This window comes from Flavobacterium sp. GQ95 (genome assembly GCF_059758655.1).
The window spans coordinates 202,701-217,391 of sequence record NZ_JCAXEB010000008.1; the positions used below are offsets into that span (position 1 = coordinate 202,701).

The window sequence follows — 14,691 nt, forward strand, 5'->3', positions numbered from 1 at the left end:
GTAACAATATACAAGTTGGATCGTCATACTAAAAACTAAAACCGAAATAAATTTGGAAACCATTCTTACCATTGAAAATCTTAGTAAAAGATACGGGCGCATTCAGGCCTTAAAAAATGTATCTTTTGAAATACAGAAAGGCCGTGTTTACGGTATTTTAGGCCCAAACGGAAGTGGAAAATCGACTACTTTGGGAATTGTACTTAGTGTTGTAAACAGAACTTCGGGCGATTACCGTTGGTTTAACGGTCAAATGCAAACACATGAAGCTTTAAAAAAAGTGGGAGCTATTATAGAAAGACCCAACTTTTACCCCTATATGACAGCCGAAGAAAACCTGAAACTGGTTTGTAAAATCAAAAGTATCAATTATGCTAAGATCAATGAAAAACTTGATTTAGTTGGTTTAACCGAAAGAAAAGACAGCAGGTTTAGTACATTTTCTTTAGGAATGAAACAACGTTTAGCGATTGCTTCGGCGCTTTTAAACGATCCTGAAATTTTAATTTTAGATGAGCCAACAAATGGTTTAGATCCACAGGGAATTCACCAGATTCGTGATATTATTAAAAAAATCGCTTCGCAGGGAACTACGATTTTACTGGCTTCACATTTATTGGATGAAGTCGAAAAAGTGTGTTCGCATGTAATTGTTTTAAGAAAAGGCGAAATTTTATATTCAGGTTCAGTTGACGGGATGTCGGCGAATGAAGGTTTCTTTGAAGTTCAAGCCAATGATAATTTACTTTTGAAAACGGCTTTGCAGGAACATCCGGCTATAGACAGAATTACAGATGAAGATGGAAAAATTTTAGTGTATTTAAAATCAGAATTATCAGCTTCAGAACTTAATCAGTTTTTGTTTTCTAAAAATATTACTTTGAGCCATTTAGTAAAACGTAAAAATAGTTTAGAAGCACAATTTTTAGAATTAACCAAAAACGCTACCATCCAAAAAAACTAAACCATGAAAAGACTTGTATCTATAGAATTACAAAAAATCTGGAAAAACAAAGCCAGTCGTGTTCTTACTTTAACCTATTTCGTTTTACTTTCCTTTATTGCTTTAATTGCCTCTATAAAGTTTGATTTAGGAGTTTTTAAATTTCATTTGGCTGAAATGGGAATTTTCAATTTTCCATTTATCTGGCATTTTAATACTTATGTAGCAGCCTGGCTGAAATTTTTCTTAGCTATTGTCATTGTTTCTATGATGGCTAATGAATACAGCTATGGTACACTAAAACAAAATTTGATTGACGGCTTAAGTAAAAAAGAATTTATTTTGTCCAAGTTTTTAACTGTGGTGCTTTTTGCATTGTGTTCGACTATTTTTGTTTTCTTCATGAGTTTAATTCTCGGATTATGCTTTTCATCTTATAACGAATTTGATGTCATTTTTATGGATCTGGACTATCTTTTAGCCTTTTTTGTAAAATTAACCGGTTTCTTTTCTTTCTGTTTATTTTTAGGAATATTAGTAAAACGTTCTGCTTTTGCTTTAGGTTTCTTATTAGTATGGAGTGTTTTCGAAGGAATCGCAAAAGCGCTTTTAGTTTTTAAACTTTTCCCTGAAAGCACAACAGGATATACTATAATGAAGTTTTTACCATTAGAGGCGATGTCAAATTTAATTGTTGAACCATTTACAAGACTATCAGTAATCAGAAGTATCGGGACTCAAATAGGAGTTGAAAATACAAAAGATTACGGCGTTCATTATTTGTCAATTTTTATTGTATTGGTCTGGACATTTTTATTTGTTTACTTGTCATACAAATTATTAAAAAATAGGGATTTATAGTATATTTGTTACTATGAATTACATTAAAAACCTTTTGATTGTTGTATTTATTTGTTGTTTATCTGGTAAGATAAATGCACAATATATTGATATTAACGATCAAAAAACACCGCAACAACTTGTTGAAGATGTTTTAGTAAACAGTTCGTGCGTTTCCATTACCAATGCTTCCGGAAAAGGAGATAATTTTACACCCTCACAAAATAGTTTTGCTTATTTTAATGCCGGTACAAGTAAATTTCCTTTTGCGGAAGGCGTTGTTCTAACAACCTCTACAAGTAGAAATGCTGTTGGACCCTATTCTAGTTATCTGGGCGAAGGAAGTCCTGAGTGGCTCGGTGACCCCGATTTAGATCAGGCTTTAGGGATTAATTCCATAAACGCAACAGTACTAGAATTTGACTATGTTCCTCTTACTGATTTTTTAAGTTTCAATTATATTTTTGCTTCTAACGAATATCAATTTTTTTATCCTTGCGTATATTCAGATGGATTTGCATTTTTAATTAAGGAAGCAGGAACAAATGATGCCTATAAGAATTTAGCAGTATTACCGAACACTACAACGCCAGTTTCATCAACAATTGTACACCCAACGATCGCCCCTAGTGTAGCCATTAACGGAGATCGATATGATGGATGCCCTGCCATAAATGAAAACTATTTTAATGGTTTAAACAACAATAGGAGTCCAATAAACTATGCCGGTCAAACTATCGTAATGAATGCCCAGACCAGTGTGGTTGCAGGCAAAAAATACCATATAAAACTAGTTATTGCTGATGATAAAAATAGATATTATGACTCGGCAGTTTTTTTAGAAGCCGGCAGTTTTGCCTCTAAAATTGATTTTGGACCAGACCAGACATCCCTGACCAATAATCCGGTTTGCTATGGTACTCCAAAAATTTTAAATACAAATTTGGCAGCGGCTTATTCTTATAAATGGTATAAAGATGGTGTTGTTATCAATTCAGCAAACCAACCCTCTTACAATCCAACCGAATCAGGAACTTACAAGGTTGAAGTCACCTTAACGCCTTCAGCTTGCATACTAACCGGAGAAATAAAAATTGAATTTGCACCTGAAATAGTAACGACGAATACTTCTATTTATCAATGTGATGACAACACAGATGGAGTCTCAATTTTTAATCTGACTAAAGTCAATAACATTGTAAAAAACAATACTACCGAAAATATCAATCAGGGATTCTATGAAACATTAGCCAATGCTGAGGCAAAGACAAATCCTATTTTAACACCTGAAAAATATACCAACAAGACAACAAATCAGGTTGTTTTTGCCAGAATTGAAAATAAATATAGCTGTTTTAAAATCGCCGAAGTGACCTTACAGGTTTCAAACAACAACATTACAAATCAAAACCCGATAGCAATTTGTGATGGCGATGAAAATCAGGATGGACTGTATCAATTTGATCTTAGTACAGAAGTAACTCCACAGTTCATTTCAGGTTTACCAAACGGATTGACCGTTAATTATTTTTTAAATCCGAATGATGCCTTAACAGAAACAAATTCTTTACCAAATACATTTAAGAATACAACTGCTTTCAGTCAGACAATTTATGCAAGAGTCATTAACGGACCTGACTGTTATGATATTGCTCCAATTACGCTTGTTGTAAACACTTTTGATCCGGCAAATTTTGAAAATGAAACGCTATATCTATGCAGCGGAGATGAAAGTACCTTAACTGTTGCAACTGGTTTTAGTAATTACTTATGGAATACCGGAAGTACAGCAAATTCTATAACAGTAAATGCAATTGGTGATTATACGGTAACTGTTACCAATAATAATGGTTGCGAAAAGGCCAAAAAATATAAAATACTTCCATCAGAGCCTGCAACCATAACAGGAGTGACTATAAAGGATTTTGCTGCCAATGAAAATTCAGTTTTAATTGAATATACGGGTGTTGGAAACTATGAATTCTCATTAGATGGTATAAACTTTCAGGGCGAGCCTTTATTTAATAGTGTAAATCCAGGAATTTATAATGCAATTGCAAGAGATAAAAATGGCTGTGGACTTTCTAATTCTTATCAGCTAATTGTTTTAGATTATCCTAGATTCTTTACACCAAACGGGGATAGTTATAATGATATATGGTACGTTAAAAATCTGGATCAGCTTCCGGATTATACGATTTCTATTTTTGATCGTTATGGGAAATTAGTAAAACAAATGAATCAAAATAGCAGCGGATGGACAGGCTTATTTAATGGACAACAATTACCAGCAGATGATTATTGGTTTAATTTAATTTTTTCTGATGGTAGAAATGTCAAAGGTCATTTTAGTTTAAAAAGATAAAAAACAAATCTTCAAAACTAACAATTCGAAACTTTTTTAAGAACAATACCGTTCATAGCCAGAGTTTATATCCACTAAATAATTATAAATTCAACGAAAAGTATAAAAAACAAAATAAACAACCATCCTCAAAATCAAAATATTAACTACATTATCTTATATTAGTAACTTATTTTCATAAGATGAATCCAGTTAAATTTTTGTTGTTTTTACTTCTATTTTCAAATGTTTTTTATGCTCAGAACGACTGTAAGGATGCCATTGTTGTATGTGGCAACACAGGGTTTCAAGGGTTAAATGCAAGAGGTGCCGGAGCCATTGTAGAATATGATCCTTCTGATAAAAGTTGCTTTGCGCAAGAAAACAACAGTATATGGTTAAAATTATCAATCAAAACTCCCGGAACATTAGGCTTCATTCTAACACCTGAAAACAAAGACCTTAATGTTGATTTTGATTTTGTTGTTTTCGGTCCCACAGCCACATGCAATTCACTTGGTAACTCCATTAGATGTTCAACAACAAATCCGGCAGCAGCAAAACTTCAAAATAATACAACTGGTATGACCGGGCAACACTCAGATATTGCCGAGGGACCAGGTTCAAATGGAGATGATTTTGTACAATGGCTTACAGTAACTGCCGGCCAAACCTATTTTATAGCTATTGATCGCTTTTTTGGAGACAGTAATTTCTCATTAGAATGGCTTGGCACCGCAACATTCGATGACCCTCCAAACTTAAATGTGCCAGCTCCAGGAGCGATTGATTTAGAAGAATCTGACTTTAGCGGAAACGAAAATCCAATCGTTGATTTTAATTTAACTAAAAATACTCTTATTATAACAGGCAGTCAATCAGATGTAACCGTTACTTATCATATCTCTTCTAATGACGCTATCATTAATTCAAACGCAATTGAAAATCCTACTGCTTTCAAAAACAGTACAAATCCTCAAACTATTTATACCCGAATTACCAACAACAAGACCAATTGCTATAACTGGACTTCTTTTAATCTCATAATTAGTGACAAGTTAACCATCAAAAATACTATTTATGAAATTTGTGATAATAGTGATACAGATGCTTTTGATGGAAAAGCAAAATTCGATCTGAACCAAGTAACAACATCAATTCTAGAAAATCAAAACATTCCTGATTTAAGTTTCAAATATTACTTATCGCAAAATGATGCTATAGATGATATTAATGCACTTCCAAATGATTTTTACAACACTATCCCATTCCAACAATCTGTCTTCATTAAGGTATCCAATAATAAATCCAGTGTTCTTATCAAGGAAATTAAACTTATTGTAAATTCTCTTCCTAAAGTAAATGATAACGATTTAGTACAATGCGATTCCCGAATAAATGCAGATGGTTTCGTTTTATTTAATTTAAAAGAAGCAAATGCAACTTTAACAGACAATAATCCAGATCTTGAAACTTCATTTTTTATAAATAATTCTGACGCTTTAAATAATACACAAGTTTTAAATACTACATACAAAAACATAAGTAATCCCCAAATCCTATTTGTCAGAGTAACGAATTCCAAAACTAAATGCTATACAATATCCAAACTGACATTAAAAGCAAATGTAATTTCCGAAACAACTTACACAATAGATGCGGCTTGTGATGATGATGGTCTTGAAGATGGAATTCATCTATTTGATTTAACCAAAGCACAAATTCCGTTTACACCTACGCAAAACATACACTATTTTCCAAATGAAAATGATGCATTATTAGAACAAAATGAGATTGCAACTCCATCTTCTTATCAAAATGAAACTCCTTATAACCAATTTGTTTTTGCCAGGATAGAAGAAGAAAATAACTGTTACGGAATAAGTAAAATAAAACTAGAAGTCAATAAATTACCCGATATAGAAACGAATGCAACCACCAATGTATGTGAAAACAATACGGCATACAAAGCACATTTGAATACCGGACTAATCAACAATCAATCAAATGATTTTTCATATGTATGGAGTAAAGACGGTGTAACTATTCCCAATGAAATTTCTCCAACATTAGAGACAAACCAAATTGGTATTTACACAGTAATAATAACCAACAAATCAAACTGTTCAAAAACAAGAACAATTGAAGTTTCTGAATCTAGTACAGCAACTATCGAAAATGTAGGCATTATAGATTTACTAGTAGACAATTCAAATAAAATCACAATTAATGTCTCAGGAAAAGGCGATTATGAATACAGTTTAAATACTCCTAACGGGCCTTTTCAAGAGTCGAATATTTTTGAAAATGTAGTTTCCGGCATTCACGAAATCTATATTAATGACAAGAAAAATTGCGGTTTAATAAACAAGACAGTGGCGGTGCTTGGAGCACCAAATTACTTTACCCCAAATAGCGATGGCTATCATGATTATTGGAATATTATCGGATTAAACACAGATATCAATAAAAATGCCATTATATTTATTTACGATCGATATGGCAAATTATTAAAACAGATTCATCCTTCAGATTTAGGTTGGGATGGAACATTTGTTGGTAATCCTCTTCCTTCAGACGATTACTGGTACACTTTGAAACTAGAAGATAACCGGGAAGCAAAAGGACATTTTAGTTTAAAAAGATAAAACTAAAATAAATTCCAATTTAAAAATAACGAATCCCAATAGCTGAAAAATAAAAATCCCAAACTCCAGAAGGAATTTGGGACTTTTTATTTTTAATTTTAAATCCTTAGATTTTAAATCTTTTTCTATCAGTTTCTGTTAAATAGATTTTTCTCAAACGAATAGATTTTGGAGTAACCTCTACATACTCATCTTTTTGAATGTATTCTAAAGCTTCTTCTAATGAGAAAATAATTGGAGGAATAATTCTTGCTTTTTCATCATTTCCAGAAGAACGAACGTTAGATTGTTTTTTCTCTTTAGTTACGTTTACACACATATCATCAGCACGCGAGTTTTCTCCAATTACCTGACCTTCGTAAATTTCGGCATTTGGTTCAACAAAAAACTTACCACGATCTTGCAATTTATCGATAGAATAAGGAATAGCTTTTCCTTTTTCCATAGAAATCAATGAACCTTTGTTACGTCCGGCAATTTCTCCTTTGTAAGGCTCATATCCAATAAAACGGTGTGCCATAATAGCCTCACCAGCTGTTGCAGTAAGCAATTGGTTACGCAATCCAATAATTCCACGTGATGGAATATTAAATTTTACAATCATACGTTCCCCTTTAGTTTCCATAGAAAGCATTTCTCCTTTACGCATCGTAACGAATTCAACTGCTCTACCTGAAAGGTTTTCTGGTAAGTCGATTGTCAATTCTTCAATTGGCTCACATTTTTTACCATCAATTTCTTTGATGATAACTTGTGGCTGACCGATTTGCAACTCATAACCTTCTCTTCTCATTGTTTCAATAAGAACAGATAAGTGAAGTACTCCACGACCAAAAACCATGAATTTATCAGCAGAATCAGTTTCACCTAACTTCATAGCTAAGTTTTTCTCTAATTCTTTTGTTAATCTTTCTCTAATATGACGAGAAGTTACAAATTTACCTTCTTTACCAAAGAAAGGCGAATCGTTAATTGTAAACAACATACTCATTGTTGGCTCATCTATTGCGATAGTTTGTAAAGCTTCAGGATTTTCAGAATCAGCGATAGTATCTCCAATTTCAAAACCTTCAACTCCAATAATAGCACAGATATCACCAGCAATTACTTGTTGTACTTTTTTACGGCCTAAACCTTCAAAAGTATGTAATTCTTTAATACGTGATTTCAAAACTTTACCATCTCTTTTTACCAAAGAAATTGGCATACCTTCATTCAATACACCTCTTTCAAGACGACCAATAGCGATACGACCTGTAAAAGCAGAGAAATCTAAAGATGTAATCAACATTTGAGGAGTTCCTTCTGATACTTTAGGAGCAGGTACATTTTTGATAACCATATCCAATAAAGGCTCAATGTTATCCGTTTGATTTTTCCAATCATCAGACATCCAGTTGTTTTTAGCAGAACCATAAACAGTTGGAAAATCTAATTGCTCTTCAGTAGCACCTAATTCAAACATTAAGTCAAAAACTTTTTCATGAACTTCTTCAGGAGTACAGTTTTCTTTATCTACTTTATTGATAACTACACATGGCTTAAGACCTAAGTCAATAGCTTTTTGTAATACGAAACGAGTTTGTGGCATTGGACCTTCAAAAGCATCCACTAGTAAACATACACCATCGGCCATGTTCAATACACGTTCTACTTCACCTCCAAAATCGGCGTGGCCTGGAGTGTCAATAATATTGATTTTTGTTCCTTTATATTGAACTGATACGTTTTTAGAAGTAATAGTAATACCTCTCTCACGCTCTAAATCGTTATTATCAAGAATTAAATCACCTGTATTTTCGTTGTCACGAAATAATTGACAGTGATACATAATTTTATCAACCAAAGTGGTTTTACCGTGATCGACGTGGGCAATAATTGCAATGTTTCTAATAGATTCCATCTGTGATTTTTAATGGGTGCAAAGGTACACTTTATTTTGATATAAAAAACGTTTCTTTGATAGTTTGCGTATATCCAAGTAATTAGTTCCTGAATCAATGTAAATTTAAGTGTCAAATTGACATCTAATAATTGCTGAATTATAGTTAATTTAACTATATTTGAGTAATGAAAAGTAAAACTCTCCAAATTACTCTAATTTATATTATTATTTCGTTATTTATGGCCATAATCTGTCATAAATTACTCACTAATTACTTTTCTCCCCCAGAAAACTACAATCTGTTCCTTATAAAAGATTTTTTTTTCATTTTAGCCACCGGACTGGTCTTCAAATATATACTCTCAAAAAATGAAGTCAGGAACAAATCTGTTTTTGAAAAATTAAAACAGACAAACGAAGAAATTAAAGAATCGAACGAAAAATATGACATTGTTGCCAAAGCAACAAGCGACACAATTTGGGACTGGAAAATTCAGGAAGACAGCATTAGCTGGAACAAAGGAATAGAAAGCGTGTTTGGCTATAATCAGGAAGATGTAGGTACAACTTCAAAATGGTGGTTTGACAAAATTCATCCTGAAGACAGTATTAGAATGTCAATTAAATTATATTCGTTCATTGAGCAAAAAACAGAGAAATGGCAGGATCAATACCGTTTCAGATGTGCTGACGGAACCTATAAATACGTATTAGACCGGGGCTTTTTACTTAAAGACGAAAAAGGAAGAGCCATCAGAATGATTGGAGCTATTCAGGATATTACGAAACAAAAAGAAGAAGAACAGCGATTAAAACTTTTAGAAACTGTAATTACACAATCTAAAGACTCTATTTTAATAACAGAAGCCAATTCTGTAAGCCACAGAATTCCAAAAATAGTATATGTAAACCCTGCATTTTCTGAAATGTCAGGATATCATTCCAACGAAATTATAGGAAAATCTCCAAACATTTTTAAAGGACCAAAATCTGACTCTGACGAGCTAAAAAAACTTTTAAGAGCTATTAAAAATGAAGAAGAATGCTTAATCGAAACTATTAGCTACACTAAACAAAAAGAAGAATACTGGGTTCGTTTTTCAATGATTCCAATTTTCAACAATGAAGGCGTGATTTCCCACTGGATATCAATACAAAGAGACATTACTGACGAGAAAAAACTAGAAACAGAAAAAGAACACCTAATTCGTGAACTAACCCAAAATAACAAGGATTTAAAACAGTTTTCATACATCACATCACACAATCTTAGAGCCCCCCTATCTAATTTAATTGGACTTTTAAATCTCATAGAAGACATCCCAGTCGACAATCCGGAACTCCAGGAAATTATCGCAGGATTTACAAAATCGACACACCTCCTAAACGAAACCATCAATGATCTCGTGAAAGTCATCATTATCAAAGACAATCCTTCGATGCAAAAAGAAGAGGTTTCATTAAAAGAAGTATTCGAAAACGTATTTAGTCAATTATCATTTCAAATAGAATTGCACAAGCCAATCATCAAACTTAAATTCGACAGAGTACCTTTATTAAATACAAACAAGGCCTATATAGAAAGCATCTTACTCAACTTACTAACGAATTCCATTAAATACAAATCCGAAAATCGAAAATTAAAAATATCAATAACGGCTGAACAAATAGACCATCAGGCCATATTAACTTTTAAAGACAACGGAATTGGCATAGATCTTGAAAGAAATCGGGACAAGGTTTTTGGTCTTTATCAAAGATTCCATAATTATCCTGATAGTAAAGGATTAGGATTGTATCTGGTAAAATCACAGGTCGAAACCATGGGCGGAACGATTAGTATCGACAGCGAAGTCAATAAAGGAACCACATTTACAATAACATTTAAAAATTAACTATCATGCTTGAGCAAATCTTATGCATTGATGACGATCCAATCACATTAATGCTATGCAAAAAAGTAATTTCAAAATCGGAGTTTTCGAATGAAATTATTACGGCTCAAAACGGCGAAGAAGCACTACTCCACTTCAATACCCTAAAATATACCAACAATAAAAATAAGGCAAACAAAAAACCTGAGCTTATTTTTTTAGACTTAAACATGCCTGTGATGGGTGGTTGGGAATTCCTGGATCATTTTACATCTGAAGATTACAATGATTTTAACACCGCTGCAAGTGTCATTGTTTTATCTTCCACAATTGACCCTGAAGACTTAGCGAAAGCAAAAAAATATCCAATAATTATTGATTTCCTTTCAAAACCAATTACTCAGCCCATGTTGGAATATCTCAAAAAGAAGATTGATATTTAAGCACTAAATTGTTTTCTAAACAGATCTTTATCAATAAGAATAATTATGGCGTTTCCCTCCAGGTTGGACTATCCCACTATATTCCCGATCAACAAAACCACAGCTAAAAGGTTTGTTTTTCTAAATCGGGAAATATCGTTCCCATCCCTAATGCGACCTCTAAATAAATTCAACTTTTAGTTCAAAATAAATCTCAATAAAAAAATTCCAAATTGCAATAGCACAATCTTTACTCAACAAAGATTAGCATTAGAATTTGGAATTTTTCATTTTGGAATTTATTCTCCGTTTTGTCCAAACAAAAAAAGTCCTCTAAAAGAGGACTTTTTGTATATTTAGGAAATTGTAATTAATTACAATTTAGCAACATGCTTAGTTAATTTAGACTTCAAGTTAGAAGCTTTATTATCATGAATGATGTTCTTTTTAGCTAATTTATCAATCATAGAAATTACAGTTGATAATTTAGCAGTAGCATCAGATTTTTCAGTAGCTAATCTTAATGCTTTAATCGCATTACGAGTAGTTTTGTGTTGATATCTGTTAAGAACTCTTCTTTTTTCGTTACTTCTGATTCTTTTTAATGCTGACTTATGATTTGCCATTTTTTTTTAATTTTAGATGTAATAATTATTATAAATACTAGTTAAAAAAGAAAAACCTCCCACAATTGCAAAACAATCACTTTGGTTTTAACTAATAAAACAAAAATCGAGACACCAATTTTTATTTTACAAAACTTATTTACAACTAATTCAGTAGTCCGTAAGGGAATCGAACCCCTGTTACCAGGACGAAAGCCTGGAGTCCTAACCCCTAGACGAACGGACCATTATCGTTCTAAGTTTTTCTATATTTAAATAGAGGTATTATTGTAGCCCGTAGCGGAATCGAACCGCTCTTACATGGATGAAAACCATGCGTCCTAACCGATAGACGAACGGGCCATTTAATTCTCAATATTTTAAGAACAATTTCGCAGGAAAAGTAGTAGCCCGTAGCGGAATCGAACCGCTCTTACATGGATGAAAACCATGCGTCCTAACCGATAGACGAACGGGCCTGCTTCTCTAATGCGGATGCAAAAATACAACTATTTTTAAGATGTACAATACCTGATGCAAAAAAAAATAAAAAAATTTAATATGCCTTCGCAAATAACACCCTTTTTGTAGACGGATTCCCAGTAAACACACAGGTTCCCGCCTCTTCTACACTATCCAAAGGGATACAACGAATTGTTGCTTTTGTCAAGTCTTTTATTTTCTCTTCAGTAGCAGCCGTACCATCCCAATGAGCCGATACAAACCCTGCTTTACCATCTAAAATTTCCTTAAATTCCTCAAAACTATTTACTTCCGTAATATGTGTATTACGATAGTCCAATGCTTTATTAAATAAATCAGTCTGAATCTGTTCTAACAGATCATTTATATAGGTAACGATTCCTTCACCAGAAACTGTCTCTTTTGTCAATGTATCTCGTCTTGCAACTTCAAAAGTTCCATTTTCTAAATCTTTTGGACCAACTGCAATTCGAACAGGTACACCTTTCAATTCCCATTCAGCAAATTTGAATCCTGGTTTTTGAGTAGTTCTGTCATCATATTTAACAGAGATCTTCAACTTTCTTAGCTTCGCAGCTAAATCATTAACAGCAGTTGTAATTTCAGCTAATTGCTCATCTGTTTTATAAATAGGAACAATTACAACCTGTATAGGTGCTAAATTTGGAGGCAAAACTAACCCTTGATCATCAGAATGAGTCATAACCAAAGCTCCCATTAAACGAGTTGAAACTCCCCATGAAGTTCCCCAAACATGCTCTTGTTTTCCTTCGGCATTCGCAAACTTCACATCAAAAGCTTTTGCGAAATTTTGTCCTAAAAAGTGAGAAGTACCAGCCTGCAGCGCCTTTCCGTCCTGCATCAAAGCTTCGATACAATAGGTTTCATCTGCACCGGCAAAACGTTCTGTTTCAGTTTTTATACCTTTTACAACCGGAATTGCCATGAAGTTCTCCACAAAATCAGCATAAACATTCATCATTTTTTCAGACTCCTCTATAGCTTCTGCTTTTGTGGCATGCGCCGTATGCCCTTCCTGCCATAAAAACTCTGCAGTTCTCAAAAACAAACGCGTACGCATTTCCCAACGAACAACATTAGCCCATTGATTAATCAACAATGGTAAATCTCTATAAGATTGTACCCATCCTTTATAAGTAGACCAAATAATCGCCTCACTAGTTGGACGAACAATAAGTTCTTCCTCTAATTTAGCATTTGGATCGACCATTAATTTTCCGGGTTTATCCGGATCATTCTTTAATCTATAATGTGTTACGATTGCACACTCTTTTGCAAATCCTTCTGCATTTTTCTCTTCCGCTTCAAACATGCTTTTCGGCACGAATAAAGGAAAATATGCATTTTGATGTCCTGTCTCTTTAAACATTCGATCTAACTCCGCCTGCATTTTTTCCCAAATGGCATATCCGTACGGTTTAATAACCATACATCCTCTAACTCCTGAGTTTTCAGCTAAATCTGCTTTAACAACCAGTTCGTTATACCATTTCGAATAATCTTCTGATCTTGTAGTGAGGTTCTTACTCATATTGAATAGTTTGGCACAAATTTTGTTTTAATAATTTTAACTAAATAGTTTGACAAAACTAACTATTTTTGTAATGTGCAACAATAAAAAACACCACAGATATGAAAACTTCTACTACTCTCCGCCAAAACTCAAGTTATTTTTACTTAATTGGATTACTGAGTTTTCTGGTTACGTCGTGTGGTTCTTACCAAAATTCATCCTATCAAGACAATGATGGAGTATATGGTGGTTCACAAAGAACGTATACTCAAAATAACACCTCAAATGTTAATAATCAATATAAAGATTACTTTAAATCGTTACAAAATGACGGTCAGCCAACTGAAATCTTTACAGACGTAGACAGCTATGGTAATTATGCCGAAAATGACAGCACCCAGACAGCTTCTGCTACTTCTATCGCTTATCCAGCTTGGGGAAGCGCTAATTCAGACGTATCAGTAACCGTTTATTCTGACCCAATGTGGTCATGGGGAATCGGATTCGGATGGGGATACCCATATTATGGATATGGATACGGATATGGATGGGGTTATCCTTATTATGGATGGGGCTACCCGGGATACTACCCTGGTTGGGGTTATCCAGGTTATTACCCAGGCTATGGTTATGGATACAACAACTACTCTTACAGCTACGGAAGAAGAGGATCTGCAGCTTACTACGGATCAAGAGGGTATTCTACAAGAGGCTCGTATAATAGTACTGGCAGAAATTATGCTGGCAGAGGAAACTACACCACAAACAGAAACAGCTACACAACTAACAGACGTACAGATTACTCTGACTTCAGAAGAAGTTCTAATGTAAACGGAAGAAATTATTCAAGTCCAAATTTTACAAATAGAAGAAGCACTGCACAAGGTCAAAGTAACAGTTATGATTACAGAAGATCTGGCACTACAACCACAAACAGAAGTTACAACAACACCAACAGTAACTCATCAAGATCATATTCTCCTAGCCCATCCCGTTCAATGAACAGTAGTGGCGGAAGCATGAGATCGTCTGGTGGCGGATCATACGGCGGTGGCGGTGGCGGCGGAAGATCTGGCGGCGGCGGTGGAGGAAGAAGATAATTCTTTTTTCGCT

Annotated in this window: 10 protein-coding genes and 3 tRNA genes; 7 read left to right on the forward strand and 6 right to left on the reverse strand. The window is 33.8% G+C overall.

The genetic code is table 11. The features are described from left to right. Positions 1–52: 52 nt before the first annotated feature. The 4 genes from AC6CH4_RS16530 (at position 53) to AC6CH4_RS16545 (ending at position 6,775) form a co-directional block, all read left to right on the forward strand. Positions 53–964 carry an ABC transporter ATP-binding protein gene (locus AC6CH4_RS16530; protein ID WP_498104864.1) on the forward strand — a complete coding sequence of 304 codons (912 nt, stop codon included), beginning with the start codon at positions 53–55 and terminating at the stop codon, positions 962–964. Positions 965–967: 3 nt separating this feature from the next. Continuing rightward, positions 968–1,804: an ABC transporter permease gene (locus AC6CH4_RS16535; protein ID WP_498104866.1), complete on the forward strand. Its 837-nt coding sequence runs from the start codon at positions 968–970 to the stop codon at positions 1,802–1,804. Between the two features lie 13 nt (positions 1,805–1,817). Beyond that, a complete protein-coding gene (locus tag AC6CH4_RS16540) occupies positions 1,818–4,148 on the forward strand; it encodes a T9SS type B sorting domain-containing protein (protein ID WP_498104868.1) in 2,331 nt (776 codons plus the stop codon). 182 nt (positions 4,149–4,330) lie between these two features. After that, entirely contained in the window at positions 4,331–6,775 is a 2,445-nt protein-coding gene (locus AC6CH4_RS16545) for a T9SS type B sorting domain-containing protein (protein WP_498104870.1), read from the forward strand. Positions 6,776–6,881: 106 nt separating this feature from the next. Here the strand turns inward: AC6CH4_RS16545 and typA are convergent, their stop codons facing one another. Then, a complete protein-coding gene (gene typA / locus AC6CH4_RS16550; RefSeq protein ID WP_498104872.1) occupies positions 6,882–8,678 on the reverse strand; it encodes a translational GTPase TypA in 1,797 nt (598 codons plus the stop codon). A gap of 167 nt (positions 8,679–8,845) precedes the next feature. On the opposite strand from typA, the gene AC6CH4_RS16555 reads away from it, so the two are divergent. Further along, on the forward strand, positions 8,846–10,555 hold the full coding sequence (locus tag AC6CH4_RS16555) for a PAS domain-containing sensor histidine kinase (RefSeq protein WP_498104874.1): 1,710 nt from the start codon (positions 8,846–8,848) through the stop codon (positions 10,553–10,555). A gap of 5 nt (positions 10,556–10,560) precedes the next feature. Next, on the forward strand, positions 10,561–10,977 hold the full coding sequence (locus tag AC6CH4_RS16560; RefSeq protein ID WP_498104876.1) for a response regulator: 417 nt from the start codon (positions 10,561–10,563) through the stop codon (positions 10,975–10,977). A 353-nt stretch (positions 10,978–11,330) separates the two neighbouring features. On the opposite strand, the gene rpsT is transcribed toward AC6CH4_RS16560, so the two are convergent. From rpsT to proS, 5 genes are all read right to left on the reverse strand, one after another. Further along, the gene (rpsT, locus tag AC6CH4_RS16565; protein WP_498104878.1) at positions 11,331–11,582 is read right to left on the reverse strand and encodes a 30S ribosomal protein S20; all 252 of its coding nucleotides are present in this window, start codon (positions 11,580–11,582) and stop codon (positions 11,331–11,333) included. A 154-nt stretch (positions 11,583–11,736) separates the two neighbouring features. Next, positions 11,737–11,808, reverse strand: a tRNA-Glu gene (locus AC6CH4_RS16570). Between the two features lie 44 nt (positions 11,809–11,852). After that, positions 11,853–11,924, reverse strand: a tRNA-Glu gene (locus tag AC6CH4_RS16575). Between the two features lie 44 nt (positions 11,925–11,968). Continuing rightward, positions 11,969–12,040, reverse strand: a tRNA-Glu gene (locus tag AC6CH4_RS16580). 77 nt (positions 12,041–12,117) lie between these two features. Beyond that, complete coding sequence (gene proS, locus AC6CH4_RS16585) at positions 12,118–13,596, reverse strand: proline--tRNA ligase (protein WP_498104880.1); 1,479 nt, start codon at positions 13,594–13,596, stop codon at positions 12,118–12,120. 101 nt (positions 13,597–13,697) lie between these two features. On the opposite strand from proS, the gene AC6CH4_RS16590 reads away from it, so the two are divergent. Then, positions 13,698–14,678, forward strand: a complete 981-nt coding sequence (locus tag AC6CH4_RS16590; RefSeq protein ID WP_498104882.1) for a hypothetical protein — start codon at positions 13,698–13,700, stop codon at positions 14,676–14,678. Positions 14,679–14,691 lie beyond the last annotated feature (13 nt).

Coding starts and splice junctions, on each gene's coding strand:
- AC6CH4_RS16535 (WP_498104866.1), top strand. CDS start 968: ATGAAAAGACTTGTATCTATAGAATTACAAAAAATCTGGAAAAACAAA.
- AC6CH4_RS16540 (WP_498104868.1), top strand. CDS start 1,818: ATGAATTACATTAAAAACCTTTTGATTGTTGTATTTATTTGTTGTTTA.
- AC6CH4_RS16545 (WP_498104870.1), top strand. CDS start 4,331: ATGAATCCAGTTAAATTTTTGTTGTTTTTACTTCTATTTTCAAATGTT.
- typA (WP_498104872.1), bottom strand. CDS start 8,678: ATGGAATCTATTAGAAACATTGCAATTATTGCCCACGTCGATCACGGT.
- AC6CH4_RS16555 (WP_498104874.1), top strand. CDS start 8,846: ATGAAAAGTAAAACTCTCCAAATTACTCTAATTTATATTATTATTTCG.
- AC6CH4_RS16560 (WP_498104876.1), top strand. CDS start 10,561: ATGCTTGAGCAAATCTTATGCATTGATGACGATCCAATCACATTAATG.
- rpsT (WP_498104878.1), bottom strand. CDS start 11,582: ATGGCAAATCATAAGTCAGCATTAAAAAGAATCAGAAGTAACGAAAAA.
- proS (WP_498104880.1), bottom strand. CDS start 13,596: ATGAGTAAGAACCTCACTACAAGATCAGAAGATTATTCGAAATGGTAT.
- AC6CH4_RS16590 (WP_498104882.1), top strand. CDS start 13,698: ATGAAAACTTCTACTACTCTCCGCCAAAACTCAAGTTATTTTTACTTA.